Below are 25,607 nucleotides of genomic sequence, written 5' to 3'. Positions count from 1 at the left end.
AGATGAAAATCGACCGCTTGCTGGGCATCGTAGTCTATTTGCTGGGCCGGGATACGGTCAGCGCCCGGGTGCTGGCTGAGAAGTTCGGGGTGTCGCCGCGCACGATCCAGCGTGATATCGAATCTATCAGTCTTGCGGGAATTCCCGTTGGTTCGCTGCAGGGGCAAAGCGGGGGATATTTTATTGTGGACAGCTTCAAAATGAACCGGCAACTGCTGCAGGCTGAGGATTATGCGATTATTCTGGCTGCGCTTAAGGGGCTGCTCTCCGGGTATGACAATGAACGGGCGCAGAACGCGGTGGATAAGATGATGGCGCTCTCTCCAGACAGAGCATTGCCTCAGCAAGCATTTCAACTGAACCTGGGCGTGCTGCGCGAAGGAAAGAATACAGCTCAGGATATGGCCGTCTTGGAGCAGGCGATAAAAGAGAAAAAGGTGATCCGGTTTCAGTATACGGATGCGCGAAATATAGTTTCGGACAGGTGTGTGGAGCCGCTGCTTCTGACCTACAAATGGTATGCCTGGTATCTGTTCGCCTATTGCCGCGATAAGCAGGATTACCGGCTGTTCCGCATCTCCCGGATGCGGCAGGCTGCTTCTATGTCGAAGCCCTTTGCCGCCACTCATGCAGACGCGGAAGATCTGCTGGCAGCTCACACGGATCACCGGCACAGCATTAACGTCAAGCTGCTTTGTGCGGCGGAGGGCAGGGTGCTGCTGGAAGAGGCTTTTCCAAACGCAGAGCTGCTGGACGTCCGTGAAGTTGGGCTGGTGATGTCCTTCTCCGTTCCCGAAGAGGAGAGCGGCTGGTTCGGACGGTTGCTGGAACACAGTGACCTGGTTACTGTGCTTGAGCCTGAGAGCCTCAGGGAGAGGATGCGCAGCCTGGCAGAGCGGATGGTGAAGAAATATGGCTGAAATGATGGGAGATATCCAGGCTGCTCTCAGTATGAACTAACAAAAAAACTATTGATCTCCCTGGCTAAAAAGGCTAGGACAGTCAATAGTTTTTTTGTCTGTTAACAGACTTGCGCCCCTTTGCCGGTCAAGCCGTAAATATCCCCGCTCTGCTCTTCACGCGTCTGTTATCAATGACCTCTTCATAATCGGTGATTAGTCCGTCGAAAATCTGCTCCCAGGAGCGCCCGAGCGCTGCTCTCCGTCCCTCAACGCCCATAGCTGCCCGCTGTACGGGCTGATCGGCTATTTTGCTGATTTCCTCCACCAGCGCCCCCGGATTCTGCGGCTCAAACAGCCTGCCGGTAACCCCGGGCAGGATCAGTTCCTTGCTTCCGCCTGCACCGGCGGCAATAACCGGGAGACCTGAAGCCATCGCTTCGAGCACGACGTTGCCGAAGGTTTCCGTGCTGGACGGAAAGACGAACAGGTCGCCGGAGGCGTACAGCTCCGCCAATTCCTCGCCGTGCTTGGCACCGGTGAAGGTGACATTGTGAGGTGCGTTCGCCCGCAGCTCGGGCAGCAGCGGGCCGTCGCCAACCACTAGCAAATGAATTCCGGCTGCGAGGGATTCCGGCAGTTGCCGCATGGCCTGAAGGAGGGTGGCGATATCTTTTTCCGGAGCAATCCGCCCAACATACAGCAATACCAGCGGCGCGGCAATTCCATACTGTTCCCGTACTCTGCGGGCGTTGCGTTTGTCCGGGGAGTACATCCGGCAGTCAATTCCTCTGGACCAGAGCTTCAGCCGCTCAATACCTTGGCGGGAAAGAGTGCTGACCGTTTCCTGGGACGGGGCAAAGGTGGCGTCGCAGGACCGGTGGAACCATTTCATGTATTTCCAATAGAGGGGAACAATCGGGCGCATCCGGTAATATTCGAGATAACGGTCGAAGTGGGTATGGTAAGAAGCTACGTGAGGAAGGCCGTGCTTATGTGCATAACGGAGGCCGCAGAGGCCAATGTTGAACGGCGTGGCCATATGCAGCAGATCGGGCTGGAATGATTTCAACTGATTCTGGATGGAAGACATGCTTGGCAGGGCCAGCCTGCATTCGGGGTACAGAAAAAAAGGGATGCTGGCAATAGGACGCACCGGGTCAGGATAGCTGTCCTCCGGTGAGGATTTCGGCGTGAACAGCAGATGCTCAATCCCCCGGCGGTTCAAATGTCCGGTTAAGCGGCTAAGCGTACGGGCTACACCATTCGTCTGCGGAAGAAACGTGTCTGTAAATAAGGCTAGGCGCATGGAATCCCTCCCTGTGTTCTTCTTGCCCTGATCTTAGCAAGCGAATATTTCAAGGGCGTTAACCGGGGGTTAAAGAACAAACATTATAGAATCTTTATTTTCTCTGGTTAAGCTGTGTTCAGACAGAACAGAGAGGATGAATGAAATGGAGTCATATCTTTTGGAAACCAAGCAGCTAAGCAAGCGGTTCAAGCGGCAGCGGGCCGTGGAGAATGTCTCGCTCAGTATCCCAAGGGGAGCGATTTATGGTCTGCTTGGACCAAATGGTGCCGGCAAGACAACAACACTGAAAATGATTACAGGACTTCTGCGGCCAAGCGAAGGGCAGATTCTGCTGGGTGGCAAACCCTGGGAGAGACGGCAGCTTGACCGGATCGGCGCATTGATTGAAGCTCCGGCGCTGTACGGGAACCTTACGGCCCGCGAGAATTTGCGGGTACATGCCAAGCTGCTCAAGTTGCCTCCGCAGAGAATTGAAGAGGTGCTGCATACTGTGGATTTAAAAGACACCGGCTCCAAAAGGGCATCGCAGTTCTCCCTTGGCATGAAGCAGCGGCTCGGCATCGCGATTGCTCTGCTGAACCGGCCGGAGCTGCTGATTCTCGATGAGCCGACGAACGGGCTGGACCCGCTCGGAATTCAGGAGCTGCGCGAGCTGATCCGCTCCTTCCCGGCCCAGGGGATCACGGTCATTCTGTCCAGCCACATTCTGTCCGAGGTGGAGCAGATTGCCGACCATATCGGGATCATTAGCGGCGGACGGCTTGGCTATGAGAGCAAAATGCACAAAGGCGAGGATCTTGAGGCATTGTTCATGCAGGTTGTTGCGCAGAACCGGGAACAGGCGGGGGTGCGGCATGCTTAACATCCTTCAGGCTGAGCATTTAAAATACAGACGCAGCTTTTCGGTGAAGCTGGTATGGGCCGCTCCGCTGTTCATTGTGCTGTTTGCGCTTGTTGCCCTTCTCTTTCTTCCACAAGGGGAGAGCATACCGGGCAGCTTGTTCCTCAGTATGGTGTTCAACTGGTGGCCGTTTGTGTTTGTGCCGCTGGGTACGGCCCTGCTCTGCGCACTGGCGGAGGTTAGGGAACGCAAAGCCGGCAGCTACCGTGGCCTCCGGCTGCATAATATTCATCCGTACGCGCTGTGGTTCGGCAAAATTGCAGTACTTGCCTACTATATGCTGCTGTCATCGCTGGGAACCATAGTCACTGTGCTTATCGCAGGTCTTCTGGTTACAGGCGGAATCCTGCCCGTGGGTAAGGTTGTCAGCGCCAGTCTGCTTGTCTGGCTGGTATCGCTGGGATTGATTCCGCTCCAATTGCTGGCGGCGGCGTGGAAGGGAATGGCAGCATCCATAGGCCTTGGTGTTGCAGGCATGTTCGCAGGAGTATTAACGGCTCCCAAGCCGAATTGGCTCTATGTGCCGTGGAGCTGGCCGCTGCGGCTGATGAGTCCGGTAGCTGGAGTGAACCCGAACGGGGTTCCGCTCCTTCCCGGCGACCCGCTGCTGGACACCTCTGTGATTCCAGCGGGTATTGCAGTTTCCCTGCTGTTCTTTGCAGCCTGCTCCTGGCTCACGGGAGTATGGTTTGCCCGAAGAGAGGTGAAATAACTTGCTGCTGCGTTTGGTGTCTTCGGATTGGCTCAAAACGAAGCGGACGCCTATCCGCCTGCTGACGGCTGCCGCGATTCTGGGTTATCCTGCGCTGTTCCTGTGGTATTTCGCGCGCCGGGCGCATACGGCGGAGCTGCCTTTTGTAATTCACGAGATCTTCTTTGATTCAGCCAGCATTGTGCTGCCAATGGGTACCGGCTTGCTGGCAGGTCTGCTGGCTGCTCAAGAAGAGAACGCCGGACATTTCAACGGCTTGCTCGGCCAGAACGCGTCAAGAACGATGGTCTATATAAGCAAGCTGCTTCTGCTTGTTCTGCTGGCGGCAGTATTCCTGTTCGGTTCCTTGCTCCTGCTGCTGCCCGGGATGCGGTATATACTTCATCTGGAACAGCCCGGCGCGGAGATGTTTCTGCTCAGCGGCTTGCTGGCACTGGCGGGAAGCCTTGCAGTCTGCACATTCCATCTGTTCCTGGCGCTGGCTTACGGGCTTGGGGCTTCCATTGGTGCAGGAGGAGCGGGGCTGCTGGTGGCCGCCATTATAGGCACAACTTCCATTGGCGATCCCATCTGGCCTTACGTGCCATGGTCCTGGCCGGCAAGACTGGCCCGGCTTCCGGCGGCCGCCATGGCCGGAAATTCCCATACGCTTCTGCGGGATGGGCTGATCCGGGGGCTGGTTCCGGCAAGTATAGTGTTCTTGATTGCAACCGTTTGTAGTATACTATGGTTTTGCAGATGGGAAGGCCGCAAGAGCTACGAATAGCGGAGAACAGGAGGGATAGGGTGAGCAGAATTCTGATCATCGACGATGAGGAGGCTTTGGTTAATCTGCTCGCGGATGAGCTGCAGGCCAAGGGACACGAGGTGCTGACAGCCTATGACGGCATTGAAGGGGTCCGACTTGCAGAGAGCGAACCGGACCTTGTTATGCTCGACATCATGATGCCGGGGATGAACGGCTTCGAGGTATGCCGCAGCATCCGCGATCAGGTAAGCTGCCCGATCATATTCCTGAGCGCCAAGCAGTCGGAAGCAGACCGGGTTCGCGGCCTGACGCTTGGCGGGGACGATTATGTGGTCAAGCCCTTTGGCCTCCGCGAGCTGCTGGCCCGGATTGACGCCAACCTGCGGCGGGAGGAGCGGTCGCGGCAGAAGCCTGCGCAGATCAGCAGGCTGCGTTTTGGCAGGCTTGAGCTAAGCCTGAAGGAACGGCTGGTAAGCGTTGCCGGGGAGCCGGTTACGCTGACCCGGCGGGAATATGACATCACCGAGCTGCTGGCGCTGTATGCCGGCCAGGTATTTTCGCGTGAGCATATCTATGAGAAGATATGGGGCTACGACGCCGAAGGCGATGCTTCCACCGTGGTCGAGCACATTAAGAAGATACGCGCCAAGCTGGCAGCAGCCGATCCGTCGGGAGATTACATTTCCACGGTGTGGGGCATCGGCTACAAATGGACAAATCAGTAAGAAGGAGCTGCCGCATGAACAGAAAACCGCTAAAAACGCAGTTTCAACTGGCTTTTACCTTTATTATTCTGTGCAGTGTGGTGGCGACGGTGATCACCTACGGGTTGGCCATAATGCTATATATGCGGGTGGAGAACAAGCTGGTTTATCCTGGTAATTACTATGAGAAGCATTTGCCTGCCATTGAAAGATATATTAAGCAGGAGAAATCAGCTCTGCTGGACCCGTCTGCCAGACAGGCGCTGGAAGCGGTGATTCCGGGCGAAGGGATCTATTATCAAGTGGTGGACGGAGATGCCCGCAAAATATATGGCACACTTGAGGGAGTCAAGGTTCCGGACAGAGAGGCGCTGTACAAGCTCTTCAACAAAACCAGCAGGATGCAGGGCCGGTTTGTGGTGACGGTACCGATTATTGAATCGGGCAGCGTGATCAAAGGCGCAGTGATGATGTCCTATGAACTGCAGCCTACATACGTGCAGAAATCCGGCAACTGGTGGCTGAGGATCATTTTTATCGCTGCCCTGCTGTCGCCGTTCATTTATATTATCCTGTTCACCCTGCTTTTCTCGCGGCTATTTACGAATAACATCAATAAGCCCCTTCGGCTGCTGATGGAGGCCGCGCGGAAGATCAAGGAGAAGGACCTCGATTTCGAAATCGGCTATCATGCGGATAATGAGCTGGGGCGGCTGTGCGGCGCTTTTGAAGAAATGAAGGCTGAGCTTCAGCAGTCGCTCTCTGCGCAATGGCGGATGGAGCAGGAACGGGTGGAGATGGTCGAAGCGCTGGCGCATGACCTGAAGGCTCCGCTGTCCATCATCCGCGGATATGCCGAAGCGCTGATGGATTCCGAAGCGGAGAAGGACGGGAGGCTACAGCGTTATCTTGGCGTAATCTGCGAGAATGCGGACAAGAGCAGCGAGCTGGTGCGGCAAATGCAGTATACCTCGGATCTGGAGCGGAAGGGCTCTGTACTCCAGGCGCAGCCCTTTGAGCTTGCGCCTTTTCTGGAGCGGAAGATGAAGGCCTACGAGCTGGAGGCGGGACGGAAAGGCATTGCAATGATGTTGCGGATGGATGCTGCTGCGGGGGGTTCATTATATACCGACACGGATCTGCTGGAGCGCATTCTCGATAATGTGGTGATGAACAGTCTGGAATATACACCGGACGGAGGTGTGATTTCACTGTCAGTCAAGACAGAAGGGGAGCGTATTTCCTACGAGATTAGCGATACCGGTCCCGGGTTCAGCCGCAGGGATCTGGAGAAGGCGATGCAGAAATTTTACCGGGGGGATGACGCAAGAGGCAGCAGGGACGGGCATTCCGGGCTTGGCCTTTATATTGCGGGACAGCTCGCAGCGAAGCTGGGCGGTTCCATCCGGCTCAGCAATGCACCCGCAGGCGGGGCCTGTGTGAAGGTGGAGCATACAGGAGTCATTTGATGTATCCATTCGTACCGTAAATTAATACTCCCCGAACATGGGCTGAATACCGTGCTGACATTTTCTCTGTATACTCGGTGCAGACAATACAAGCTTACAATGCTTGGAAATTTGGTTCTGTGAGAGGAAAATGATCCGAATGAACAAATCTGCAGTACGCGCCTGGCTCATGTATGACTGGGCGAATTCGGCTTATGCGACCACGGTATTGGCAGCGGTGCTGCCGATTTTTTACAGCTCGGTGGCGGCGAAGGGACTTGGTGAAAATACAGCCGCTTCCTATCTGGCTTACACACACGCTGTCGGCATGGCGCTGGTCGCGCTGGTGTCACCGCTGCTCGGTGCGATTTCCGACGTTTCAGGCCGCAAAACAAGCTTTTTGACCGTGTTTGCCCTGCTTGGCATCGTTTCTACTATGGGTTTTGCCCTGGTCGGTGAAGGGGACTGGCTGCTCGCTTCATCGCTGCTTGTCCTGTCCACACTAGGGTTCGCCGGGAGTTTGACCTTCTATGATTCGATGCTGCCTGACCTGGTTCCCTCCGGTAAAAGGGATGATATCTCCGCCAAGGGTTATGCCCTTGGCTATGTCGGCGGAGGTGTGCTGCTGGCGGTCAATCTGCTGATGATCCAGCAGCCGCAGTTGTTCGGCATGAAGGATACGCTGATGGGAACACGGGCTTCGTTCGTATCCGTAGGGCTGTGGTGGCTGATTTTCTCCATTCCGGTGATCCGCCGTGTGCCTAATCTCCCCCGGCAGTTGACCGGCTTAAACGCTGGAGGGTATGTCCGTGCGGCAGGGCGGAGAATCGTCGGATCATACCGTGATATCAGGCGCTACCCCCAATTGGTCCGGCTGATTGCTGCCTTCTGGTTCTACAATGACGGGATCAACACGATTATATTGATGGCTACGATCTACGGGACCACGCTGGGAATCGGTTCAAGCGATCTGATTCTGGCCCTGCTGATTACGCAGTTTGTCGGCTTTCCAAGCACCCTACTGCTGGGCAAAACGGCGGAGCGCTTCGGCGCTAAGAAGATGCTGCTAATCTCGCTGTTCGTTTATTTGCTGATTGTGCTTCTCGGTTTCGGGATGACGAGTGCCACGCATTTCTACATTCTGGCGGTCATGGTAGGACTGGTGCAGGGAGGCAGCCAATCCATTTCCCGTTCCTTGCTCAGCGATTTGATGCCGGCTAAGCGGACCGGGGAGCTGTTTGGCTTCGTGAATATCACAAGCAAGTTCTCGTCCATCTTTGGCCCGTTTGTCTTTGGCCTGGTCGGTCAGCTCACCGGGAATCCAAGACTGGGCATTCTCTCTCTGCTGCTGTTCTTCGGACTTGGCATTGCCATTGTACTGAAGCTCGACGTAAACCGCGGCAAACAGGATGCGCTGCACGGCGAAGAGCCACCCAACCCGGCTCCGCTTCCGGTGCATGGGACAGTAGAAGCATAACCGCCATACGAATGGTTGAATCGTGAGTCCGTGAGAGCTACGGTTCATTCGAATGTGACACCTGCCGCTGTACAAGCGGCGGGTGTTTGTGCTGCATTGAAGGGCAACACAAAAACAGACCTCCCTGCGGAGGTCTGCTTCGGATCAGCCTTCCAAGCGGCAGCAAGCGGTCAGGAAATGATGCCTGCTTCCCAGATCGGCTCGGCATACAGATTCTTCAGCTTGCTGCTGCATTCCTTGCCTGTGTCGTAGGAACGGTCGCCCAGCACATGCTTGAAATGCTCCAGTGCGCGTGCAGCTTCCCCTGGCACGGCACTGTTCACCCATGCGGAGAGTGCGTGCAGCACCGTCCGGCCTTCCGCAAGCGCCTCCTCCCACAGGTCCCAGACGCTTTCGGTCCGCACTTCGGAGTAGAGTGCGGAATGCCGCCACTCGCCATGCTGTTCGTTTAAATAATCAAGCCGTTCCTCGGCAGGGGATGGCTGTGCGAAGAACAGGCGGCGGGCTTTGCCCCATAGCAGCGCCTTCTTCCAGCCCTTCGGATCGAACAGGCATTTATGAGCCAGCAGCATATCCAGATAAGCCTCCTGCCAGATTTCCACCGGGAGCCGTTTCGCTTCCGGGTACCAGTTAGCAGCGGTTTCGTGGAGAATCGTATGAACAGAGAAGGGCATCTGGGAGCCGACGTTGATTTTTTTCCAGGAGGCGTTTCGCCAGGTATCGAGCTGCTTCAGCCGCTGCATGAACAGGGTGTCGAGGACAATCTCAAAGCGCTGGTGATCCCTGTGCTTGTAGCCCGCCTTCCAATTAATATAAGGATGAAGATTGCGGTCCAGCAGATGATGGGTAAGGAATCCGAGGAAATACTGCTGCGCTTCCTTCATCTCGGCAGGGGGAAGCGAAAGGGTCCGCTGCCAGAATTCGATTAATACCGGCCCGCAGTTCTCCGTGTGCATGAGGTCGCCTAACCGGAGCGCCGGGGTATCCTTTTTCCAGGGAAGAAAGCTGTGATACAGCAGAAAATCCGGTCCTTGGCAGCCAAGCTGATACAGCTCGGGGCGATCCCTCATATCCGCCAGAAAAGGAAACTCCTCTCTGAACTCCTCCGCGAGCTGCTGTCCGTATTCAAGATGCATCCAAATGTTCGGCATTCCTTTCACCCTCCCGTCTTATTTATCTCCAGCATACAGGCCGCGTGTTAGAAGAGATTGAATAATGCTCAAGCCAAATGTAATTCTTGTTGTGAAAAAATAATACACCCGAATCCGGCTGTTATCAACTTTAGCGGATATACGCTATAATCAAGTGGCAACACTCAAAATACATGCAGAGGTGATCAGAAAATGGGGTTTCAGGCTCGTCAGTTGTTTGTCAATTTGCCGGTAAGTGATCTAGAGGCTTCGGTTAACTTCTTTACCGCGCTGGGTTTTGAGTTCAACCCGCAGTATACGAATGATAACGCCACATGCATGATTATTAATGAGAACACTTTTGCCATGCTGCTGACGAATAAATTCTTTAAGACCTTTGTATCCAAGGAAATCGTCGACACCTCCGGCCACACCGAAGTGATTCTGGCTTTCTCCGCAACGAGCAGAGCTGAGGTGGACGAGCTGGTTCACAAGGCGCTGGACGCCGGAGGCCAGAAGTATAATGACCCGGTAGACCACGGCTTTATGTACAGTTGGAGCTTCGAGGACATCGACGGCCATCTGTGGGAGATTGTGTACATGGAAGAAAACACGGCGGAAAACGCATAACAGACATCCATCCGCGCGCTCTCGGCACTGTAGACGATGAAATTTCATAAAAAAATAATCATGCAAGCAATTTAGTCCTATTCGCCATGTCCGGTGGATAGGACTTTTTCTGTTTTGTTAACATTTTCGCAACAGATTCTTTACGATCTGCATACAAAAGCTAGGAGTTTCGTTAATATCCAGCTCCTACAATGAGTGTGTTAGTAAAATATACCTATTGTAATACGAAGTTTGAGATGAAGGGATGATTCGTTTGAAGGGAAACCCGCTGCACTTTTCTATGAAATGGAAGCTGATTCTAAGCTTTTCCGCCATTACACTTATTTTTCTGGGGGTGGCACTGTACCAGGGGAATAAGATCAGCGAAGTAGAGCGTTCCATGGAAAAGCAAAAAACGGAGATGGAAAAAAGAATCACCGTCTCAACGATCACCCAATTGCTGCAGGAGATGAACCGGGCGGAAAGTGCGCTTGCCGAGTCGAGTGATGTGGAGCTGGCCGGGCAATTTAAGGACAAGCAGCAGCAGCTTGCCTCTGAACTGGCGAAAGTGAATTTTGAGGCAGATACGCCTGCCTTCAAGGTGCTTCAACAATTGCGTACCCAAGCCGGAGAATATAAAGGAATTTTTGACAAACTGCTCGGGGTAATGGGAGATGCCAGCCTCGATCCATTGACTGTGCTGGAGCAAATTGATGACTTACATACGAAGGCATTGGCACTCAGCCAATCCATGCTGAAGACGAATGGCGAGCTGTATACGGCGGCTGCCGATAATGCGGAGAAGGCGCAGAGTTATTCTTTTCTTATGCTGGACCATACGGTATCCATCATTGTATATGCGGCAGTGGGCGTATTCCTATTCACCCTGCTGCTTGGCTGGATGCTGATCCGCTCTTTCATGACGCCGGTCGGGAAGCTGCAGGCGGCGCTCAAGGAGATCTCCGAAGGGGATCTGCGGCAGCAGATCAATTCTCCCTACAATGATGAGCTTGGACGGCTCAGCCACCATTTCGATCATATGGTGAGCCGGGTCCGCGATATGCTGCGGCAGACCTTGTCCGCGGCTTCATCACTTGCAGATTATTCGCATTCGTTCCAGCAGTCCTCTGCAATTACCGCCCACGCCAATCAGGAAATCCTCCGTACGATACAGGAAATTTCGGTGGGGGCGGGACAGCAGGCGGTGCAGTCTGAACAGAGCTCGGAGCTGCTGCAGGAGCTGGAACGCGAGGTTCATGAAATTACCGATCATACCGGTGTGATGCTCACGACCAGCGAAACGGCTAACCGGAATACACGCAAAGGCTCCGAGACGGTCACCGCGCTGCGGGAGATTTCAGCGCATTCCCGGACTTCCATTAACAAGGTCTATGATGCGCTGGAGAAGCTGGTCCAGCAGTCAGGAGATATTTCGCGCATTACCAACTCCATTACGGAGATTTCCAAGCAGACGAATATCCTGTCCCTGAACGCCGCCATCGAAGCGGCCCGGGCCGGCGCTTCAGGCAAGGGCTTTGCCGTGATCGCCGATGAGGTTCGGCATTTATCCGTACAGACGAACGATTCATCCATACATATCAGCCGGATTATCAGTGAGCTGCAGATCAGCATGGCGGATTTCCAGCAATACATGCTGGAAACCAAGAAAAGCCTGGAGGATCAGGATCATCAGGTAGAAGAGACCCTGGCTTCCTTCGGGGCCATTGACGAATCAATTACCGGAATCAGCCGCCAGATTGGACAAATTCATCAGAAGGTGGAGCAGACCCGGAAGATCAACTCCCGGCTGGCTGAATCCGTACATTCTGTGGCCTCCGTAGCCGAGCAGACCGCAGCGGGTGTGCAGGAGGTTAATGCTTCCAGCACCCAACAGGATCAGGCAATCAGCGATATCGCCCGGCAGGCGGTAGAGATCAATGAAATATCGCAGCAATTGTTCAAGGAAATCAATGTGTTCAAAATCGAAGAGCAAACCGGTCCGGAGACCCCGGCCGGTCTGCTGCTGATCCTGGATGAACCCGCCCGTGAGGATGCCGAATCTACAGGCGAGCTGCTTGCAGTGGGGGAGTGAATTACTCAGCATTGTGTCCAGCTCCGGGAACTATGTTGCCAGCTTCAGACAGTACAAGCCCGCTCTGCGGGCTTGTACTGTCTTCATATGCCAGAGCGTCTTCAATTCTAAGCGGGATCATGTCCGGACTGGCTATTTTGTTCAAATATAAGAATTTAGCCGTTTCCACTTCACATCATCAGTTTCACCATCGGATTTGTTTGGAAGGAACTGGGATATTTATCCTTGATTTATCTGCACTAGCGGACGTACACTGGGAAAAGTCGAAATAATAGATTCCTCAATTTACTTCAAGGAGACGATACACATGGAAACCCGAGAAAAGCTGTCTATGCTGCGGCAGTGGATGGACAAAGAAAACATTGATGTTTGCTACGTTCCGAGCAGCGATGCCCATATGAGCGAGTATGTAGGGGAGCATTGGAAAAGCAGAGAGTGGATCAGCGGATTTACCGGATCGGCGGGAACGGCTGTGATTCTTAAGGAGAGCGCCGGCCTATGGACGGACGGGCGTTACTTCATTCAGGCGGCGCAGGAACTGGAAGGCTCCGGGATTGCGCTGTTCAAAATGGGCGAGCCCGGCGTGCCAACTATAGAGGAATGGCTGAAAGAAGTCCTTCCCTCCGGCAGCCGCTTGGCGCTGGACGGCAGAACCGTGTCCATACGGACTATGGAGACATTATCGAAGGCCACCGAAGGCAAGAACATTGTATTCCTCACGGACAAGGACCCCATTGGCGCCATATGGCAGGACCGTCCGGAGATTCCAGGAGAAAGCATCTTTCTTCATGCCGAAGAACTGGCGGGCACAAGCAGAGCAGAGAAGCTGACTCTGATCCGCACGGCTATGAAAAGTCTTGGAGCGGATTATTACCTCCTGCCGGTGCTCGACGAGATTTGCTGGCTCTTGAATATACGGGGCCGGGATATCCTCTACAACCCCTATGTAACCTCATATGTAGTTGTGGGACCGGATTCCGCATGTCTGTTCACCGATCTCCGCAAGGTGCCGGAGGAAGCGGTACGCGCCTTGGCAGATGACGGAATCCGCGTGCAGGCTTATGATGCAGTGTACGGCTATTTGAACGGGTTGGAGGCTCCGGCGGCCCTCGTCCTTGATCCTGCCAAAACCAACGTCCGGCTCCGCACCTCCATTGCTGAAGTTATCCGGGTGATTGAAGCGCCAAGCCTGGTTACGCCGCCCAAAGCCGTCAAGAATGATACGGAAATCGGCCATATCCGGGACGCGTATCTCAAGGACTGCACCTCTTTGGTCCGCCTGTTCAAGTGGATTAAAGACAACGTGGACCAAGGAGGCATTACCGAGATAGATGTCGTGGACAAAAGCCTGGAATTCCGCGGGCAGCTTCCTCTATTTCAGGAGTTTAGCTTTGCAGCCATTTCGGCCTATGGCGACCACGCAGCGATGATGCACTACAAGCCGGTTCCCGAAGCCCAATATACCCTGAAGCCGGAAGGCTTCTTCCTTCTGGATTCCGGCTGCCACTTCCATAATGGCACTACGGATATTACCCGGACCCTTGCGCTGGGACCGCTCACGGATGAGCAGAAGAAGGACTTTACCTTGGTGCTGAAATCCGTCATTGCCTTGTCCACTGCCCGGTTCCTGTACGGCTCCACCGGCTCCAGCCTGGATATTCTGGCCCGCAAGCCTTTGTGGGATAACGGACTGGATTACAAATGCGGCACTGGACATGGCGTAGGCTATTTCTCCAATGTCCATGAAGAGCCGCAGCGGTTCAGCCATAAGCCCAATATGGCAGTCCTGGAAAAAGGGATGCTCATTACTGTGGAACCCGGCGTCTACAAGGAAGGCCGCCACGGTATCCGCACGGAAAATACCCTGCTTGTGGTGGAGGATGAAACCACCGAGTTCGGCACCTTCTTCCGGTTTGAAGAGCTTTGCTATCTGCCGATTGACCGGGAAGCGATTCTTCCTTCCCTACTGACGGATTCAGAGCGCAGTTGGCTTAACCTGTACCACCAGGAAGTGTATAACCGTCTGAGCGGCACCGGTATGCTGAGTACTGGAGACCTGGAGTGGCTGAAGCGGGAAACCGCAGCTATTTAAGTGAATGATTCAGCGCTGCGACCAGCTCCGGGAACCATTCTGCCAGCTTGAGAAAGTGAAAGCCCGCCCCGCGGGCTTTTGCTGTATCCATATGCCAGGACTCCTCGATTCCAAACGGAGACATGTCCGGGGTGGCTGTTTCTTTCACGACAACTGCCTGCTGGCCGGTCACTTGCTCAATGATAGAAATGATCTCCCCAATCGCCAGCGTGCCGTCCGAGCAGGCGTTCACGGGTCCCGTCAGCGGCGAGAACCCCAGCCAATACAGGAAATCTGCGGCTTCATCGGAGCGGATAAACGAGATAACCGCGCCCGGATTCGGGATTCCGACAGGTCTGCCCGCGCGCACATGCTCAAGGTGAAAATGCAGACGTTTCGTGTAATCATCCGTTCCGAGCACAATCGGAAACCGGACCGCAGCGGCTGGAAATGCCGATTGTGTCAAAAGAACCGTCTCGGCCAATCTTTTGCCCTCCTGGTAACTGAAATCCTCCTTCGCCCCTAATTGCAGAGGATAGAATAACGGATCAAAATCAGCCTCAAGCAGAATGTCCGGTCTTGGATCATATACAGATAGGCTGGAGGTCAGAATATATCGCTTAGCTGTGCCGGCAAAAATACGGCTGGCCGCTGCCGCCTCATCCGGGGAAAAGCAGATGTTGTCGTAGACCACATCCCATGCAGCAGCCCCCACCGCTTCAGCAAGCGCTTCGGAATCTGTCCGGTCTGCGTTCAGCCGCTGAACACTCCCGCCAAAGCTGTCCTCCGCGAATCCCCGCGTGAGAAGAGTTACCCGGGTGTCTGGGTCTTGCAGCAGCCGTTCAACTAATCTTTTGCCAAAAAAACGGGTTCCCCGAGTACAAGTATGTTCCTCATCGTATACACTCCTCAAAATTAGATCAGTCTGCCTCATTATGCCGCCATTCTTAGCTGTGTCATAGTTCCGATAGCCGGGGTAGCGTTGATGCTGATTCCGCCAAAATGTCCCTGTACGGTGCTGCTGCTTACCGCCATCGTCATTTCCGCCGCTGTCTCCTGACGGAGCAGCTCCAGCATGACGGGAAGCTGGCCTTTCTCATAGGAAGCGGCAAGCGCGCGCAGCAGAATTCTGAAATCCATGTCCTGCGGCAGTCCGGGGCCCTCATGCTCCGTCAGCTCGCGGCGGACCGCGTTCAGAGCCTGCCGCGCCCGGTGCAGCGCAGCTTTGACCGCTCCTTCAGTGGTACCGAGCAGCTCTGCCGCTTCGCTTGCCGGATAACCAAGCACGTCGCGCAGCACGAACACTGTTCTTTGCAGCGGCGACAGATGCCGGATTAGAGCCTGGAACGCCAGCTCGATTTCGGTCAGGCTGTTCTCCGGCATGTGCCCGGAATCGGGACCGGAGGAAGCTAACGTGCGCTCCAGTAAGCGCGTCAGGGACGCTTTGCGCCGCACATCGTCAATCCAGGTGTTCTTGGCAATCCGCAGCAGCAGCGCTTCAGGATTCGGGCTATCCGCAAATTTCCCGTAAGCAAGCGCTTTGGTCCAGGTGTCCTGGGCCAAATCCTCTGCGTCCGCCCGGGAGCGGGTCAGCGACAGGCAATACCGCTGCAAGGCTTCACGAAGCGGTGCTAGGCTGCGCTCGTCTGTCAGGCTCACGGTGCTGTATGGTTCAAGGATCGACATCTGCGATCATCTCCTTCTTATTTCATGCTGAAACGGATACCCTTCTATTTAAAGACGCCGCAGCCGTTACCGCTTGATGCTGAGTTTTCAGTTACCTCTATATTATATAAACGAACAGTTCATTGTAAAAGATACGCTGCATCCCCATTGGCTGATTTCCTGCTGCCTGCGTATCCTTCACGGCAATTCCTCCGTTTACAGAGTATAAAAACAAATTTCAACTCACTAGGAGGCATGAATATGAGCATAGTTCCTTATGTCATTGAACAAACGGGCAGAGGCGAGCGTTCCTATGATATTTATTCCCGGCTGCTGAAGGACCGGATTGTATTTGTGGGTGCGGCGATTGATGATCAGCTTGCGAATAGCATCATTGCCCAATTGCTGTTCCTGGCGGCAGATGATCCCGACAAGGATATCCAGATGTATATCAACAGCCCGGGAGGATCGACTACCGCAGGCTTCGGCATTTATGATACGATGCAGGTAATCAAGCCGCAGGTCAGTACGATTTGTACAGGATTTGCAGCTTCCTTCGCTTCACTGCTGCTGCTGGCCGGAGCCACAGGCAAACGTTATGCGCTCCCGAACAGCGAAATTATGATTCATCAGCCGCATGGCGGGGCACAGGGGCAGGCCAGCGACATAGCGATCAGCGCGAGACGTATCCTGCAGATCAGGGAGAAGATCGTGCAGATCAGCGCAGAGCGCACGGGACAGCCGGCCCATAAGGTGGAGAAGGATATGGACCGGGATTATTTCATGTCGGCCCAGGAGGCGCTGGAATACGGGATTATCGACAAAGTGATTACCAAACTTTAAGACGGGGAGCGGGATTCAAATGCTGACAGCTTTGCTTGGGCAAGAGGTAACAATTCAATTTTTGGACGGCTCGAATGCCGGTGGCGGTGTGCTGGAGGAGCTTGACGAGCGGTTCGTGAAGTACCGTACGGAATACCAATTGCTGTACATTCCTATCACCTCTATCCGGGCGGTAGCCGTGGTGACTAAGGAGCGGGAGCGCCCCCGGGTTGGATTCGGGCAATAGCCGCTGAATTCACAGCACACGGACTTTTTATCAAGTCTGCACACAACAGCCTTCATTTCTCTATGGGTATAGGGAAGTGGAGGCTGTTGTAGTTTGCGGGCGGGTCAGGGTATTGTATTAGCTGCGCTACACATAATAAGTCTAACGGGGTATAACGGTGCGGCACCCATAGGATGGGGATATGCAGTCGCAGAGGTGAGCCATTTCATAGCTTTTCAAATATTATTATGAAGTAGGCCGCTACTGTGGTACAATTGTCTAGTTGTTCTGATCCAGGAAGATTTATTCCCTATTAAGCTTTGCAGTATTTTGAATTTGAAGAAGAAACCGCAGAGAAACGGAGCATTTCAGCGTATTTCCATGTGTTTCAGAGTATTAACGTGAAAAGTAGAAGATTTTACAGTCTCGGTATCAATTTTTGTCGTTTTTTATTGATTTATTGCTGTGCATTATGTATAATCAGCGTTGTTGATTTTTCAATATGGAATTTTAGGAGGTAATCAATTTTGGGAAAAGCGTTAATTATTGGCGCTGGCGGTGTAGCAAGCGTTGTTGTTCATAAATGCTGCCAGAACCCGGATGTATTTGAAGAGATCTGCATAGCGAGCAGAACCCTCGCGAAATGTGATGCTCTGAAAGATAAATTGGCCGGAGGCCAGACGAAGATTTCTACGGCGCAGCTTGATGCAGACAACACGGAAGAGGTAATTGAACTGATCAAGAGCTTCCAGCCGGATGTCGTGATTAATGTCGCTCTCCCATATCAGGATCTGACTATTATGGATGCTTGCCTGGCAACGGGAGTGCACTATGTAGATACCGCCAACTACGAACCGCAGGATACTGCGAAATTCGAATACTCCTGGCAATGGGCCTACAAAGAAAGATTCGAGAAAGCCGGAATTACCGCGCTGCTCGGCAGCGGATTTGATCCCGGTGTAACCGGCGTATTCACGGCGTATGCGCAGAAGCATTATTTTGACGAAATCCACACGATTGACATTGTTGATGCGAATGCGGGCGACCACGGTTATCCGTTTGCGACCAACTTCAATCCTGAGATCAATATTCGTGAAATCACCGCCAACGGACGTTACTTCGAGAATGGCGAATGGATCGAAACCGCTCCACTGTCCGAGAAAAAAGTCTACGATCTCCCGGAGATCGGCCCGAAGGATATTTACCTGCTGTACCATGAGGAGCTTGAATCTCTGGCTGCGAACATCAAAGGCGTGAAGAAAATCCGCTTCTGGATGACCTTCTCGCAGAACTACCTGACTCACCTGAAGGTGCTTGAGAATGTGGGCATGACCTCCATTGAGCCGATTGTATATGAAGGCAAGGAGATTATTCCTTTGCAGTTCCTGAAGGCCATTCTGCCTGACCCGGCTTCTCTGGGACCAAGAACCAAGGGCAAAACGAACATCGGCTGCATTATTCAAGGCACCAAAGACGGTCAGCCAAAAACCTATTATGTCTACAATGTCTGCGATCACGAAGAATGCTACAAAGAGGTTGGCTCCCAGGCCATTTCCTACACTACCGGCGTTCCTGCGATGATCGGAGCGATGATGATTATAAAAGGCATCTGGAAGAAGCCGGGCGTATACAACGTTGAAGAGTTCGACCCGGACCCGTTCATGGATGCACTGAACAAATACGGACTGCCTTGGCAAGAAGATTTCTCGCCAACGCTTCTTGACTAGGACGTAAGGCAATGAAGGATATAGATATTGATATCAGCACGCTGCCGTCGCCCGCTTATCTAGTCGATGAACGGCTGCTTAAGAAGAACCTGGAAACGTTGAACTACGTGCAGGAGCGTACCGGTGCAAAGATTCTGCTCGCGCAAAAAGGCTTCTCGATGCACGCGCTCTACCCGCTGGTCGGCAAATACCTGCATGGCGTAACCTCCAGCTCCTTGTTCGAAGCGAGACTCGGCTATGAGGAAATGGGCAAAGAGGTGCATGTCTACGCTCCGGCTTATGTAGACCGCGAGTTAAACGAGCTGCTTCGCTACAGTGACCATATGGTATTCAATTCGTTTGACCAGTGGAACCGGTTCAAGGAACGGGTGCAGAATGCGCCTAAGGCAATTAGCTGTGGCATCCGCGTCAACCCGGAGTATTCCGAGATTGAAGTGCCGCTGTACGATCCTTGCTACAACTACTCCCGTATGGGAGTAACGCTGCCGAACTTCCGCCCGGAAGAGCTGGAAGGCATCGACGGGCTGCATTTCCATACGATGTGCGAGCAGAACTCGGATACCCTTGAGCGTACGCTCAAGGTAGTCGAGGAGAAGTTCGGAGAATATCTGCACGGCATGAAATGGCTCAACTTCGGCGGCGGACATCATATTACCCGCCCGGATTATGATCTGGAGACTTTGATTAAATGTATCCTGCATATGAAGGAAACCTATAATGTCCAGATCTATCTGGAGCCGGGCGAAGCCGTTGCGCTGAATACCGGATACCTGGTAGCGACTGTACTGGATACAATGCACAATGGAATGGATATTGCCATTCTTGATACTTCGGCAGAATGCCATATGCCGGACGTGCTGGCAATGCCGTACCGTCCGGGCATTATCGGAGCCGGAGAGCCGGGAGAATACCCGTACACCTACAGACTCGGCGGCATGACCTGCCTGGCGGGAGATGTTATCGGGGATTATTCGTTCCCTGAGCCGCTCAAATACGGCGACAAGCTGGTATTCCTCGACATGGCGCATTATTCCATGGTCAAGAACCATATGTTCAATGGCGTGAACCTCCCAGCCATCGCTTCCTACAACGAGGAAGAGGGCCTCAAGGTAATCCGTGAATTTGAATATAAGGATTTCAGCGGCCGGTTGTCTTAAAAAAAGGTTTATATAAAATGAACTTGAGGTTTGATATGTTAGGTTATGGTCGTAACTCCGGGGAATGTTTGGACTTCCAGCCGCTGTTGTCTCCATATTTCTTAATTTGAACCGTTTTTTGGTTGAAATACGGAGACAGCTTATGCTTACGATGCCAGCTTTCCTACGGAAAGCTCTCAGGCGGACGCTACCGCTCCTACAGTTCCAAACTTCCCTTGCGCACTCCTACCTTTTTAATCAGTTTCTAAGTTCATTTTGTACAATAAGGGGCGTTCCGCTGGCCGTTGAGGCTGGCTGGGACGCCTCTTTTTTGCGTATAGAATATCTTAATTTATTTATTACATGGCTCCTGCGCGGGGGTTCAAGTAAACTGAACTCAGTTTGCAAGTGAAGGGAGTGATCGGCATGAAACGCCGGGCTAATAGAATAACTGCTGCAGAAAAGGTGAGTGAAACCTGATATTATAAGGAGCTGCTGCAGAGCGTGTTGAAATTAAAATATTTGTTCAATAATGTGGATTTGGCGGAAATGCTGCTGGCGAACTGGGAGTTTGACCGGGAGTCGCTGCATTTGTTTCAGTATTATAGAATCTCGTCCAATGCGATTTATCCGTTTGAATGTGGTGGACAGAACCGGTTGTTAAGGTTTGCGCCGCAGTCCGAAAAGCTGAAAAGCAATCTCCTGGCGGAACTGGAATTTATCGCTTATCTTCGAGACCGGGGGTATGGAGTGCTTGAAGCTGTGCCTTCCCGGGGAGGGGACCAGCTAATAGAGGCGCAGACGCCTTGGGGGGCTTATTCTGCGACGGTGTTCAAGCGCGTGGCCGGGGTGCGGATGGATAATGTACCGATGGATGACAAGACCGTATTCCGTTACGGTCAAGCCTTGGGAGAGCTGCATCGTCTATCCGGCGAATACAGCCCTGTACAGAGCAAACGATGGTGTCACAACGAGGTGCTGGAGTGGATTCGGCAGGTACTGAGCGGCTTCCCGGAGGAGACGGCGGCGATGGCGGAGACAGAGGTGCTTGCGGAATACTTTCACACCTTGCCGGTTACCAAGGCCAACTATGGGCTGATCCATTATGATTTTGAGCTGGACAATGTTTTTTATGACGAGGCAGGGGATGCGGTCAATGTCATTGATTTCGATGATGCCATGTACCACTGGTATGCAGTGGATATCGGGCAAGCACTGGACCACCTGCAGGAAGAGGTTTCACCCGAGGTGCTGGATCATAAGAAACAGTGTTTTATGGACGGTTATGCCACCCGCTACAAGTTGCCTGAGGATGGCCCGTCCATCGCGGCATGCAGACGTTTTGCCGGCTTGTACGGGTATGCCCGCACCCTGCACTCCACTGCGGAGAAGTGGGAGCATGAGCCGGAATGGCTAATCGGACTGAGAGGCCGTCTGGACGCTTACAAGCAGTCCGAAGCTTCCCGGTTCGGAGAGAAGCTCTAAATATAGTGCGGCCTGAACTATGGATTCCCGGATTCGTTCACCAGGGAAAGGCTTGCCCGAATTGCCTCGCTAACAGGAATTTGAGATAGTTGTATTCTGTGCAGCTAAAAGCTTACTTTTGCCGGTGATCATGGAGTTAACTGTATTCCGTACAATTAAAAACGCCGCAGGAAGCCATAAATCCGCAAAGTCCGATTTATAATTGTATACAATACAAATAAGTCAAGAAATTGGCTGTTCCAGCATCGGATAGCTGTATGAAATACATTTATCTTATTCCCGCCTCCGCGCGATCTTTACGCATAACTGACAAATACGGCCAGCCTCTACATGATGTGGAGGCCGGCCGTTTGTCTATTTCATTGTAATGGCAAGGGTCTCCTGCTGCGGAAGCCAGTTGACTGAAGCACCAAGCTGCTCGCTGATAAACCGTAAAGGCAGGTATACCTTGCCGGATACAATAAAGGGAGGCGTAGGCAGCATTACACTTTTATCATTGACGGTGGTTGCCCAGGTCACCGTGTTGATCGTAATGGACAGCGCCTGCTTATCTGCGGCGTTTCGGGTAATAGTCACCTTTTTACTCACCGCGCGGATCATGCCGCCGGGCTGTCTTTGCCGGCAGGTGCGGATTTGACATCCTCCTTATAGTATAGGCCACTGTTGCCCCAGCTTGTCGAACAGGGAACGCAGCGGGATAAAGTTCTGACCATTGCAGATGATCACGCCATTCATCAGGCTGACATTCTCGCCGTTCAGAGAGACGGCAATCGGTTTCTGCATAGCTGCACTTAGACGCGGCCGGACAGCGAAAGGATTCTCTAAATTTACGCATTCATAGGCACCTCACCTGTGATACAATAGTTTAGTCTGTTTTTAGAGAACATTAATTTTAGCGGGCTTCATCCGGTATTGACCGTATTTGAGGAGGATATCAGCATTAATGGAACATGCACCTTTTATTGCAGTGGAAGGCCCCATCGGAGCCGGCAAAACAACACTCGCCACCATGCTGGCGGAGAAACTACAGCTTCCGGTGATCAAAGAAATTGTGGATGAGAATCCTTTTCTGGACAAGTTCTATCAGAATATGGACGACTGGAGCTTTCAACTGGAAATGTTTTTTCTCTGCAACCGCTACAAGCAGCTTGAGGATACCGTGAACCGGTACATAGATAAAGGGAAGCCGGTCATCTCGGATTATCATATTTATAAGAATCTGATCTTCAGTGAGCGTACACTCAAGGGGACGAAGCGGGAGAAGTACCGGAAGATTTATCATGTGCTGACCGATGATCTGCCGAAGCCGGATATTATCCTGTACATTCGTGCGGATCTGGATACTCTGCTGAAGAGAATTGCCAAGCGTGGACGTTCTTTCGAAGAAGATATTGCGCCAGCTTATCTGGAGCAATTGATTGAGGATTACGACGAGGCGATGGCCTCGCTCGCCCTCACTGAGCCGTCTACCCGGATTGTCACCATTGATGGAAATCAGGTTGATTTTGTGGAGAATAATGAAGACTTTACCGCAATCGCCGCACACCTAAAGGAGCTTATGAAATGAACGCATACAACATCCCGGATAACGCAATTATCACTGTAGCCGGAACGGTGGGGGTCGGTAAATCGACGCTGACCGCAGCCCTGGCGGAGCGCCTGAATTTCCAGACCTCGCTGGAGCAGGTGGACCACAACCCGTATTTGGAAAAATTCTATCACGATTTCGAACGCTGGAGCTTTCATCTGCAAATCTACTTCCTGGCCGAACGCTTTAAGGAGCAGAAGAAGATGTTTGAGCTGGGCGGAGGGTTCGTGCAGGACCGTTCGATTTATGAGGATACCGGTATTTTCGCTAAAATGCATGCCGATCAAGGCACCATGTCCAAAACGGACTATGAGACCTACACCAGCCTGTACGAGGCTATGGTCATGACGCCGTATTTTCCTCATCCCGATGTGCTGATCTATATCGAAGGCAGCCTGCCGTCGATCCTTACCCGGATCAAAGAACGCGGACGCGAGATGGAGATTCAGACCGATGTCTCTTATTGGGAGCACATGCACGGGCGTTATTCACAGTGGATCAATGAATTCAGCGCGTGTCCGGTGCTGCGGCTGAACATAGATGATTATGATGTGAACGACCCTGCCTCCATGGCGGAAATCCTGAAGCAGGTGGGAACGGCGATCGGGCGGGATGCCGGAAGCGTCTCCCCGTGATACAATAATTGAACAAGCAGAAAGGAAGGGTGAATACAATTGAAGTATGATTTTAACCGTGTCATTGACCGCCGCAATACCCGCTCTTACAAATGGGACCAGTCCGAGAAGCTCTTTGGTGATCAGGATATTCTGCCGCTGTGGGTAGCGGATATGGATTTTGAAAGCCCGCCCGCTGTGAAGGAAGCGATTCTGCGCCGGGTGCAGGAGGGTATTTACGGCTATAGCATAGCTAGCGAATCCTACCAGGAAGCCATTAAGGATTGGTACCGCAGACGTCATGATTGGGACATTCAAAAGGAATGGATCAGCGATTCACCGGGGATCGTCACCTCCCTCGGCCTTTCTGTCGAGCTGTTCAGCAAGCCGGGGGATCAGGTGATTCTGCAGTCTCCGGTATATTATCCTTTCTATGATGTTATTCGGATGAATGACCGCAAGGTGGCTATTAATCCGCTAATTGAAGATGAAGGCCGGTACGTTATGGACTATGCCCAGCTTGAGGAGCTGATGGCCGGCGGCGCCAAGCTGCTGCTGCTCTGCAATCCGCATAACCCGGGCGGCAGAGTGTGGGAACGGGAAGAGCTGCTGCGGCTCGGAGAGTTATGCCTGCGGTACGGAGTTACCGTTATCTCGGATGAAATCCATTGCGATATGATAATGCCGGGCCACAAGCACATTCCGTTCGCCTCCTTGTCAGAGGAATTGTCCAATATTACGCTGACTACACTGGCGGCTACCAAAACCTTCAATCTGCCCGGTCTGCAGACCTCCTATATTGTCACCTCAAATCCGGCCTTGAAGCGTAAATTCGACCTGAAGCTGAAGGCGCTGAGCGTGCATATGGCTGCTTATTTTGCAGCGGAGGCGGTGGAGGCAGCTTACAACGAAGGTGAAGAATGGCTGGACGAGCTGACCCGGCATATCAGCGGAAATGCCGGGTATGCCATTAGCTACTTGGCAGAGAATTTGCCGCAGGTGACGCCGATGAAACCTCAGGCTACCTACCTGCTGTGGGTGAATTGCCGGGCACTTGGACTAGATAGCGATGGATTGAAAAAGCTGATGTACCGCGAGGCCAAAGTAGCTTTTAACGAGGGTTCTGTCTTCGGCACAGAGGGACAAGGCCATCTGCGGATCAATCTGGCCTGCCCGAGATCCATTCTGGCGGAAGCGCTGGAGCGTTTCTGTAAGGCCGCTGCCCCATACGCAGTGAAGTAAACAGTTTCGAGGAGTGGAGAACATAGAGATGGCAACAACCCGAATAATTATTGACTGCGATACCGGCATTGACGATGCCATGGCGATTCTGTACGCTTTGCGTGCTCCGGGCGTTGTTGTCGAAGGTATTACAACGGTATTTGGCAATATTGATGTCGCACAGGCGGCTGACAATACACTGCGGCTGCTGGCACTGGCTAATCCGGGGTATGAGATCCCGGTCGCCATCGGCGCCTCGAAAGCGCTGGTCCGGGAGCTTACCGGCTTCTCGACTCATGTGCATGGTGAAAATGGCATTGGCGGCGTTCAACTGCCGCCGTCAAGCCAGCGTCCGGTCAGCGAGACGGCGGCTGAATTTATCGTCCGGCTGGCGAATGAGCATCCCGGGGAGATTGTGCTGGTTACGCTCGGCCGGTTGACCAATTTGTCGCTGGCGCTCGACCTGGACCCTGCGCTGACCGGCAAGCTCAAAAAGGTAGCTGTTATGGGCGGGACGATCTTTAAGCCCGGCAATGTAACTCCGGTAGCGGAGGCCAACATTTGGGGCGATCCGGAGGCGGCTGACCGGGTGTTCACCTCTGGACTGCCTGTGCTGATGGTCGGCCTGGACGTTACGCTTAAGACGCGCATTACTTCAGAGCATCTGGAGCTTCTCAAGCGTTTTGGACGGGAAGACTGCAAGGAAGTTATTGCATTCATGGACCAGTCGCTGGTGCATTATTTTAAATTCTACCGTGAGGCCAATTACCTCATTAACAGTGCGCCGCTGCATGATCCGCTGGCAATGATGGCCGCGCTGCAGCCTGATCTGCTGACCTGCCGGCAAATGAAGGTTCGTGTCGAGCATCAGGGCGAGCATACCGCGGGGATGGTGGTTGCGGATTTGCGGGCACAGCCCAAGGTTGGCGAATTCATTGAAGTAGCTGTAGATGTGGACGCCGAGCGGGCGGTTGGTGTCTTTTTGAGCGCGTTCATGTAAAAGCCCGGCCTGGAGGATTG

25 protein-coding genes are annotated in these 25,607 nt (G+C 53.1%); 19 read left to right on the top strand and 6 right to left on the bottom strand.

The window, feature by feature from the left end:
* The first annotated feature begins 2 nt into the window (after nt 1-2).
* Nucleotides 3-920, top strand: coding sequence for a helix-turn-helix transcriptional regulator (locus B212_RS0116050; RefSeq protein WP_019911942.1), 918 nt, complete (start codon nt 3-5; stop codon nt 918-920).
* Between the two features lie 127 nt (nt 921-1,047).
* Here B212_RS0116050 and B212_RS0116045 read toward each other — a convergent pair whose 3' ends face one another.
* Nucleotides 1,048-2,208, bottom strand: coding sequence for a glycosyltransferase family 4 protein (locus B212_RS0116045; RefSeq protein WP_019911941.1), 1,161 nt, complete (start codon nt 2,206-2,208; stop codon nt 1,048-1,050).
* Between the two features lie 145 nt (nt 2,209-2,353).
* On the opposite strand from B212_RS0116045, the gene B212_RS0116040 reads away from it, so the two are divergent.
* From B212_RS0116040 to B212_RS0116015, 6 genes are all read left to right on the top strand, one after another.
* On the top strand, nt 2,354-3,073 hold the full coding sequence (locus tag B212_RS0116040) for a lantibiotic protection ABC transporter ATP-binding protein (protein ID WP_019911940.1): 720 nt from the start codon (nt 2,354-2,356) through the stop codon (nt 3,071-3,073).
* A complete protein-coding gene (locus B212_RS0116035; protein WP_019911939.1) occupies nt 3,066-3,824 on the top strand; it encodes a lantibiotic immunity ABC transporter MutE/EpiE family permease subunit in 759 nt (252 codons plus the stop codon). The genes B212_RS0116040 and B212_RS0116035 overlap by 8 nt, the downstream gene beginning before the upstream one ends.
* 1 nt (nt 3,825) lies before the next feature.
* Nucleotides 3,826-4,590, top strand: a complete 765-nt coding sequence (locus B212_RS0116030; RefSeq protein ID WP_019911938.1) for a lantibiotic immunity ABC transporter MutG family permease subunit — start codon at nt 3,826-3,828, stop codon at nt 4,588-4,590.
* Nucleotides 4,591-4,610: 20 nt separating this feature from the next.
* Nucleotides 4,611-5,297, top strand: a complete 687-nt coding sequence (locus B212_RS0116025; protein ID WP_019911937.1) for a response regulator transcription factor — start codon at nt 4,611-4,613, stop codon at nt 5,295-5,297.
* A 14-nt stretch (nt 5,298-5,311) separates the two neighbouring features.
* Nucleotides 5,312-6,745 carry a HAMP domain-containing sensor histidine kinase gene (locus B212_RS0116020; RefSeq protein ID WP_019911936.1) on the top strand — a complete coding sequence of 478 codons (1,434 nt, stop codon included), beginning with the start codon at nt 5,312-5,314 and terminating at the stop codon, nt 6,743-6,745.
* A 139-nt stretch (nt 6,746-6,884) separates the two neighbouring features.
* On the top strand, nt 6,885-8,201 hold the full coding sequence (locus B212_RS0116015) for an MFS transporter (RefSeq protein ID WP_019911935.1): 1,317 nt from the start codon (nt 6,885-6,887) through the stop codon (nt 8,199-8,201).
* A gap of 170 nt (nt 8,202-8,371) precedes the next feature.
* Here B212_RS0116015 and B212_RS0116010 read toward each other — a convergent pair whose 3' ends face one another.
* Nucleotides 8,372-9,352 (bottom strand): zinc dependent phospholipase C family protein, encoded by a 981-nt coding sequence (locus B212_RS0116010; RefSeq protein WP_019911934.1) that lies wholly within the window; start codon nt 9,350-9,352, stop codon nt 8,372-8,374.
* A 192-nt stretch (nt 9,353-9,544) separates the two neighbouring features.
* On the opposite strand from B212_RS0116010, the gene B212_RS0116005 reads away from it, so the two are divergent.
* The 3 genes from B212_RS0116005 to B212_RS0115990 all read left to right on the top strand — a co-directional run bounded on the left by B212_RS0116005 (nt 9,545) and on the right by B212_RS0115990 (nt 14,124).
* Complete coding sequence (locus B212_RS0116005) at nt 9,545-9,961, top strand: VOC family protein (RefSeq protein ID WP_019911933.1); 417 nt, start codon at nt 9,545-9,547, stop codon at nt 9,959-9,961.
* Nucleotides 9,962-10,205: 244 nt separating this feature from the next.
* The gene (locus B212_RS0116000; protein WP_019911932.1) at nt 10,206-12,032 is read left to right on the top strand and encodes a methyl-accepting chemotaxis protein; all 1,827 of its coding nucleotides are present in this window, start codon (nt 10,206-10,208) and stop codon (nt 12,030-12,032) included.
* 307 nt (nt 12,033-12,339) lie between these two features.
* Nucleotides 12,340-14,124, top strand: coding sequence for an aminopeptidase P family protein (locus B212_RS0115990; protein ID WP_019911930.1), 1,785 nt, complete (start codon nt 12,340-12,342; stop codon nt 14,122-14,124).
* On the opposite strand, the gene B212_RS31610 is transcribed toward B212_RS0115990, so the two are convergent.
* Nucleotides 14,117-15,037 carry an NAD-dependent dehydratase gene (locus B212_RS31610; RefSeq protein ID WP_332258064.1) on the bottom strand — a complete coding sequence of 307 codons (921 nt, stop codon included), beginning with the start codon at nt 15,035-15,037 and terminating at the stop codon, nt 14,117-14,119. The genes B212_RS0115990 and B212_RS31610 overlap by 8 nt on opposite strands.
* Complete coding sequence (locus B212_RS31605) at nt 15,037-15,789, bottom strand: RNA polymerase sigma factor (protein ID WP_019911929.1); 753 nt, start codon at nt 15,787-15,789, stop codon at nt 15,037-15,039. The genes B212_RS31610 and B212_RS31605 overlap by 1 nt, the downstream gene beginning before the upstream one ends.
* A gap of 240 nt (nt 15,790-16,029) precedes the next feature.
* Here B212_RS31605 and clpP point away from each other — a divergent pair, with 240 nt between their 5' ends.
* The 5 genes from clpP to B212_RS0115955 all read left to right on the top strand — a co-directional run bounded on the left by clpP (nt 16,030) and on the right by B212_RS0115955 (nt 21,164).
* Nucleotides 16,030-16,611: an ATP-dependent Clp endopeptidase proteolytic subunit ClpP gene (gene clpP, locus B212_RS0115975; RefSeq protein ID WP_019911928.1), complete on the top strand. Its 582-nt coding sequence runs from the start codon at nt 16,030-16,032 to the stop codon at nt 16,609-16,611.
* Between the two features lie 19 nt (nt 16,612-16,630).
* On the top strand, nt 16,631-16,837 hold the full coding sequence (locus tag B212_RS0115970) for a hypothetical protein (protein WP_019911927.1): 207 nt from the start codon (nt 16,631-16,633) through the stop codon (nt 16,835-16,837).
* Nucleotides 16,838-17,343: 506 nt separating this feature from the next.
* Nucleotides 17,344-18,543 carry a saccharopine dehydrogenase family protein gene (locus B212_RS0115965; protein WP_019911926.1) on the top strand — a complete coding sequence of 400 codons (1,200 nt, stop codon included), beginning with the start codon at nt 17,344-17,346 and terminating at the stop codon, nt 18,541-18,543.
* A 20-nt stretch (nt 18,544-18,563) separates the two neighbouring features.
* Nucleotides 18,564-19,700, top strand: a complete 1,137-nt coding sequence (nspC, locus tag B212_RS0115960; protein WP_028530878.1) for a carboxynorspermidine decarboxylase — start codon at nt 18,564-18,566, stop codon at nt 19,698-19,700.
* A gap of 483 nt (nt 19,701-20,183) precedes the next feature.
* Nucleotides 20,184-21,164 carry a phosphotransferase enzyme family protein gene (locus B212_RS0115955; RefSeq protein ID WP_019911924.1) on the top strand — a complete coding sequence of 327 codons (981 nt, stop codon included), beginning with the start codon at nt 20,184-20,186 and terminating at the stop codon, nt 21,162-21,164.
* Nucleotides 21,165-21,518: 354 nt separating this feature from the next.
* Here the strand turns inward: B212_RS0115955 and B212_RS0115950 are convergent, their stop codons facing one another.
* Both B212_RS0115950 and B212_RS34545 read right to left on the bottom strand, forming a co-directional pair.
* Nucleotides 21,519-21,740, bottom strand: a complete 222-nt coding sequence (locus B212_RS0115950; protein WP_198015865.1) for a copper amine oxidase N-terminal domain-containing protein — start codon at nt 21,738-21,740, stop codon at nt 21,519-21,521.
* Between the two features lie 69 nt (nt 21,741-21,809).
* The gene (locus B212_RS34545) at nt 21,810-21,947 is read right to left on the bottom strand and encodes a hypothetical protein (RefSeq protein ID WP_156830144.1); all 138 of its coding nucleotides are present in this window, start codon (nt 21,945-21,947) and stop codon (nt 21,810-21,812) included.
* Nucleotides 21,948-22,107: 160 nt separating this feature from the next.
* On the opposite strand from B212_RS34545, the gene B212_RS0115945 reads away from it, so the two are divergent.
* From B212_RS0115945 to B212_RS0115930, 4 genes are read left to right on the top strand one after another with little or no spacing between them, the layout of a single operon-like run.
* The gene (locus B212_RS0115945) at nt 22,108-22,731 is read left to right on the top strand and encodes a deoxynucleoside kinase (protein WP_019911922.1); all 624 of its coding nucleotides are present in this window, start codon (nt 22,108-22,110) and stop codon (nt 22,729-22,731) included.
* Entirely contained in the window at nt 22,728-23,387 is a 660-nt protein-coding gene (locus tag B212_RS0115940; RefSeq protein ID WP_019911921.1) for a deoxynucleoside kinase, read from the top strand. The genes B212_RS0115945 and B212_RS0115940 overlap by 4 nt, the downstream gene beginning before the upstream one ends.
* Before the next feature lie 39 nt (nt 23,388-23,426).
* Entirely contained in the window at nt 23,427-24,608 is a 1,182-nt protein-coding gene (locus B212_RS0115935) for a MalY/PatB family protein (RefSeq protein WP_019911920.1), read from the top strand.
* 28 nt (nt 24,609-24,636) lie between these two features.
* The gene (locus B212_RS0115930; protein ID WP_019911919.1) at nt 24,637-25,587 is read left to right on the top strand and encodes a nucleoside hydrolase; all 951 of its coding nucleotides are present in this window, start codon (nt 24,637-24,639) and stop codon (nt 25,585-25,587) included.
* Nucleotides 25,588-25,607 lie beyond the last annotated feature (20 nt).

It is taken from the genome of Paenibacillus sp. HW567 (assembly GCF_000374185.1).
Classification (GTDB): domain Bacteria; phylum Bacillota; class Bacilli; order Paenibacillales; family Paenibacillaceae; genus Paenibacillus_AQ.
Note: the sequence above shows the minus strand (reverse complement) of the source record. Positions and strands in the feature narration are given on the sequence as shown.

Bases quoted from the DNA above. Each gene is read 5' to 3' on its own strand.
- B212_RS0116020 (WP_019911936.1), top strand. From the start codon at position 5,312: ATGAACAGAAAACCGCTAAAAACGCAGTTTCAACTGGCTTTTACCTTT.
- B212_RS0115945 (WP_019911922.1), top strand. From the start codon at position 22,108: ATGGAACATGCACCTTTTATTGCAGTGGAAGGCCCCATCGGAGCCGGC.
- B212_RS31605 (WP_019911929.1), bottom strand. From the start codon at position 15,789: ATGTCGATCCTTGAACCATACAGCACCGTGAGCCTGACAGACGAGCGC.
- B212_RS0116040 (WP_019911940.1), top strand. From the start codon at position 2,354: ATGGAGTCATATCTTTTGGAAACCAAGCAGCTAAGCAAGCGGTTCAAG.
- B212_RS34545 (WP_156830144.1), bottom strand. From the start codon at position 21,947: ATGCAGAAACCGATTGCCGTCTCTCTGAACGGCGAGAATGTCAGCCTG.
- B212_RS0116045 (WP_019911941.1), bottom strand. From the start codon at position 2,208: ATGCGCCTAGCCTTATTTACAGACACGTTTCTTCCGCAGACGAATGGT.
- B212_RS0116035 (WP_019911939.1), top strand. From the start codon at position 3,066: ATGCTTAACATCCTTCAGGCTGAGCATTTAAAATACAGACGCAGCTTT.
- B212_RS0115930 (WP_019911919.1), top strand. From the start codon at position 24,637: ATGGCAACAACCCGAATAATTATTGACTGCGATACCGGCATTGACGAT.
- B212_RS31610 (WP_332258064.1), bottom strand. From the start codon at position 15,037: ATGAGGCAGACTGATCTAATTTTGAGGAGTGTATACGATGAGGAACAT.
- B212_RS0116050 (WP_019911942.1), top strand. From the start codon at position 3: ATGAAAATCGACCGCTTGCTGGGCATCGTAGTCTATTTGCTGGGCCGG.
- B212_RS0116005 (WP_019911933.1), top strand. From the start codon at position 9,545: ATGGGGTTTCAGGCTCGTCAGTTGTTTGTCAATTTGCCGGTAAGTGAT.
- B212_RS0115940 (WP_019911921.1), top strand. From the start codon at position 22,728: ATGAACGCATACAACATCCCGGATAACGCAATTATCACTGTAGCCGGA.
- B212_RS0115970 (WP_019911927.1), top strand. From the start codon at position 16,631: ATGCTGACAGCTTTGCTTGGGCAAGAGGTAACAATTCAATTTTTGGAC.
- clpP (WP_019911928.1), top strand. From the start codon at position 16,030: ATGAGCATAGTTCCTTATGTCATTGAACAAACGGGCAGAGGCGAGCGT.
- B212_RS0116010 (WP_019911934.1), bottom strand. From the start codon at position 9,352: ATGCCGAACATTTGGATGCATCTTGAATACGGACAGCAGCTCGCGGAG.
- B212_RS0116000 (WP_019911932.1), top strand. From the start codon at position 10,206: ATGATTCGTTTGAAGGGAAACCCGCTGCACTTTTCTATGAAATGGAAG.
- B212_RS0115990 (WP_019911930.1), top strand. From the start codon at position 12,340: ATGGAAACCCGAGAAAAGCTGTCTATGCTGCGGCAGTGGATGGACAAA.
- B212_RS0116015 (WP_019911935.1), top strand. From the start codon at position 6,885: ATGAACAAATCTGCAGTACGCGCCTGGCTCATGTATGACTGGGCGAAT.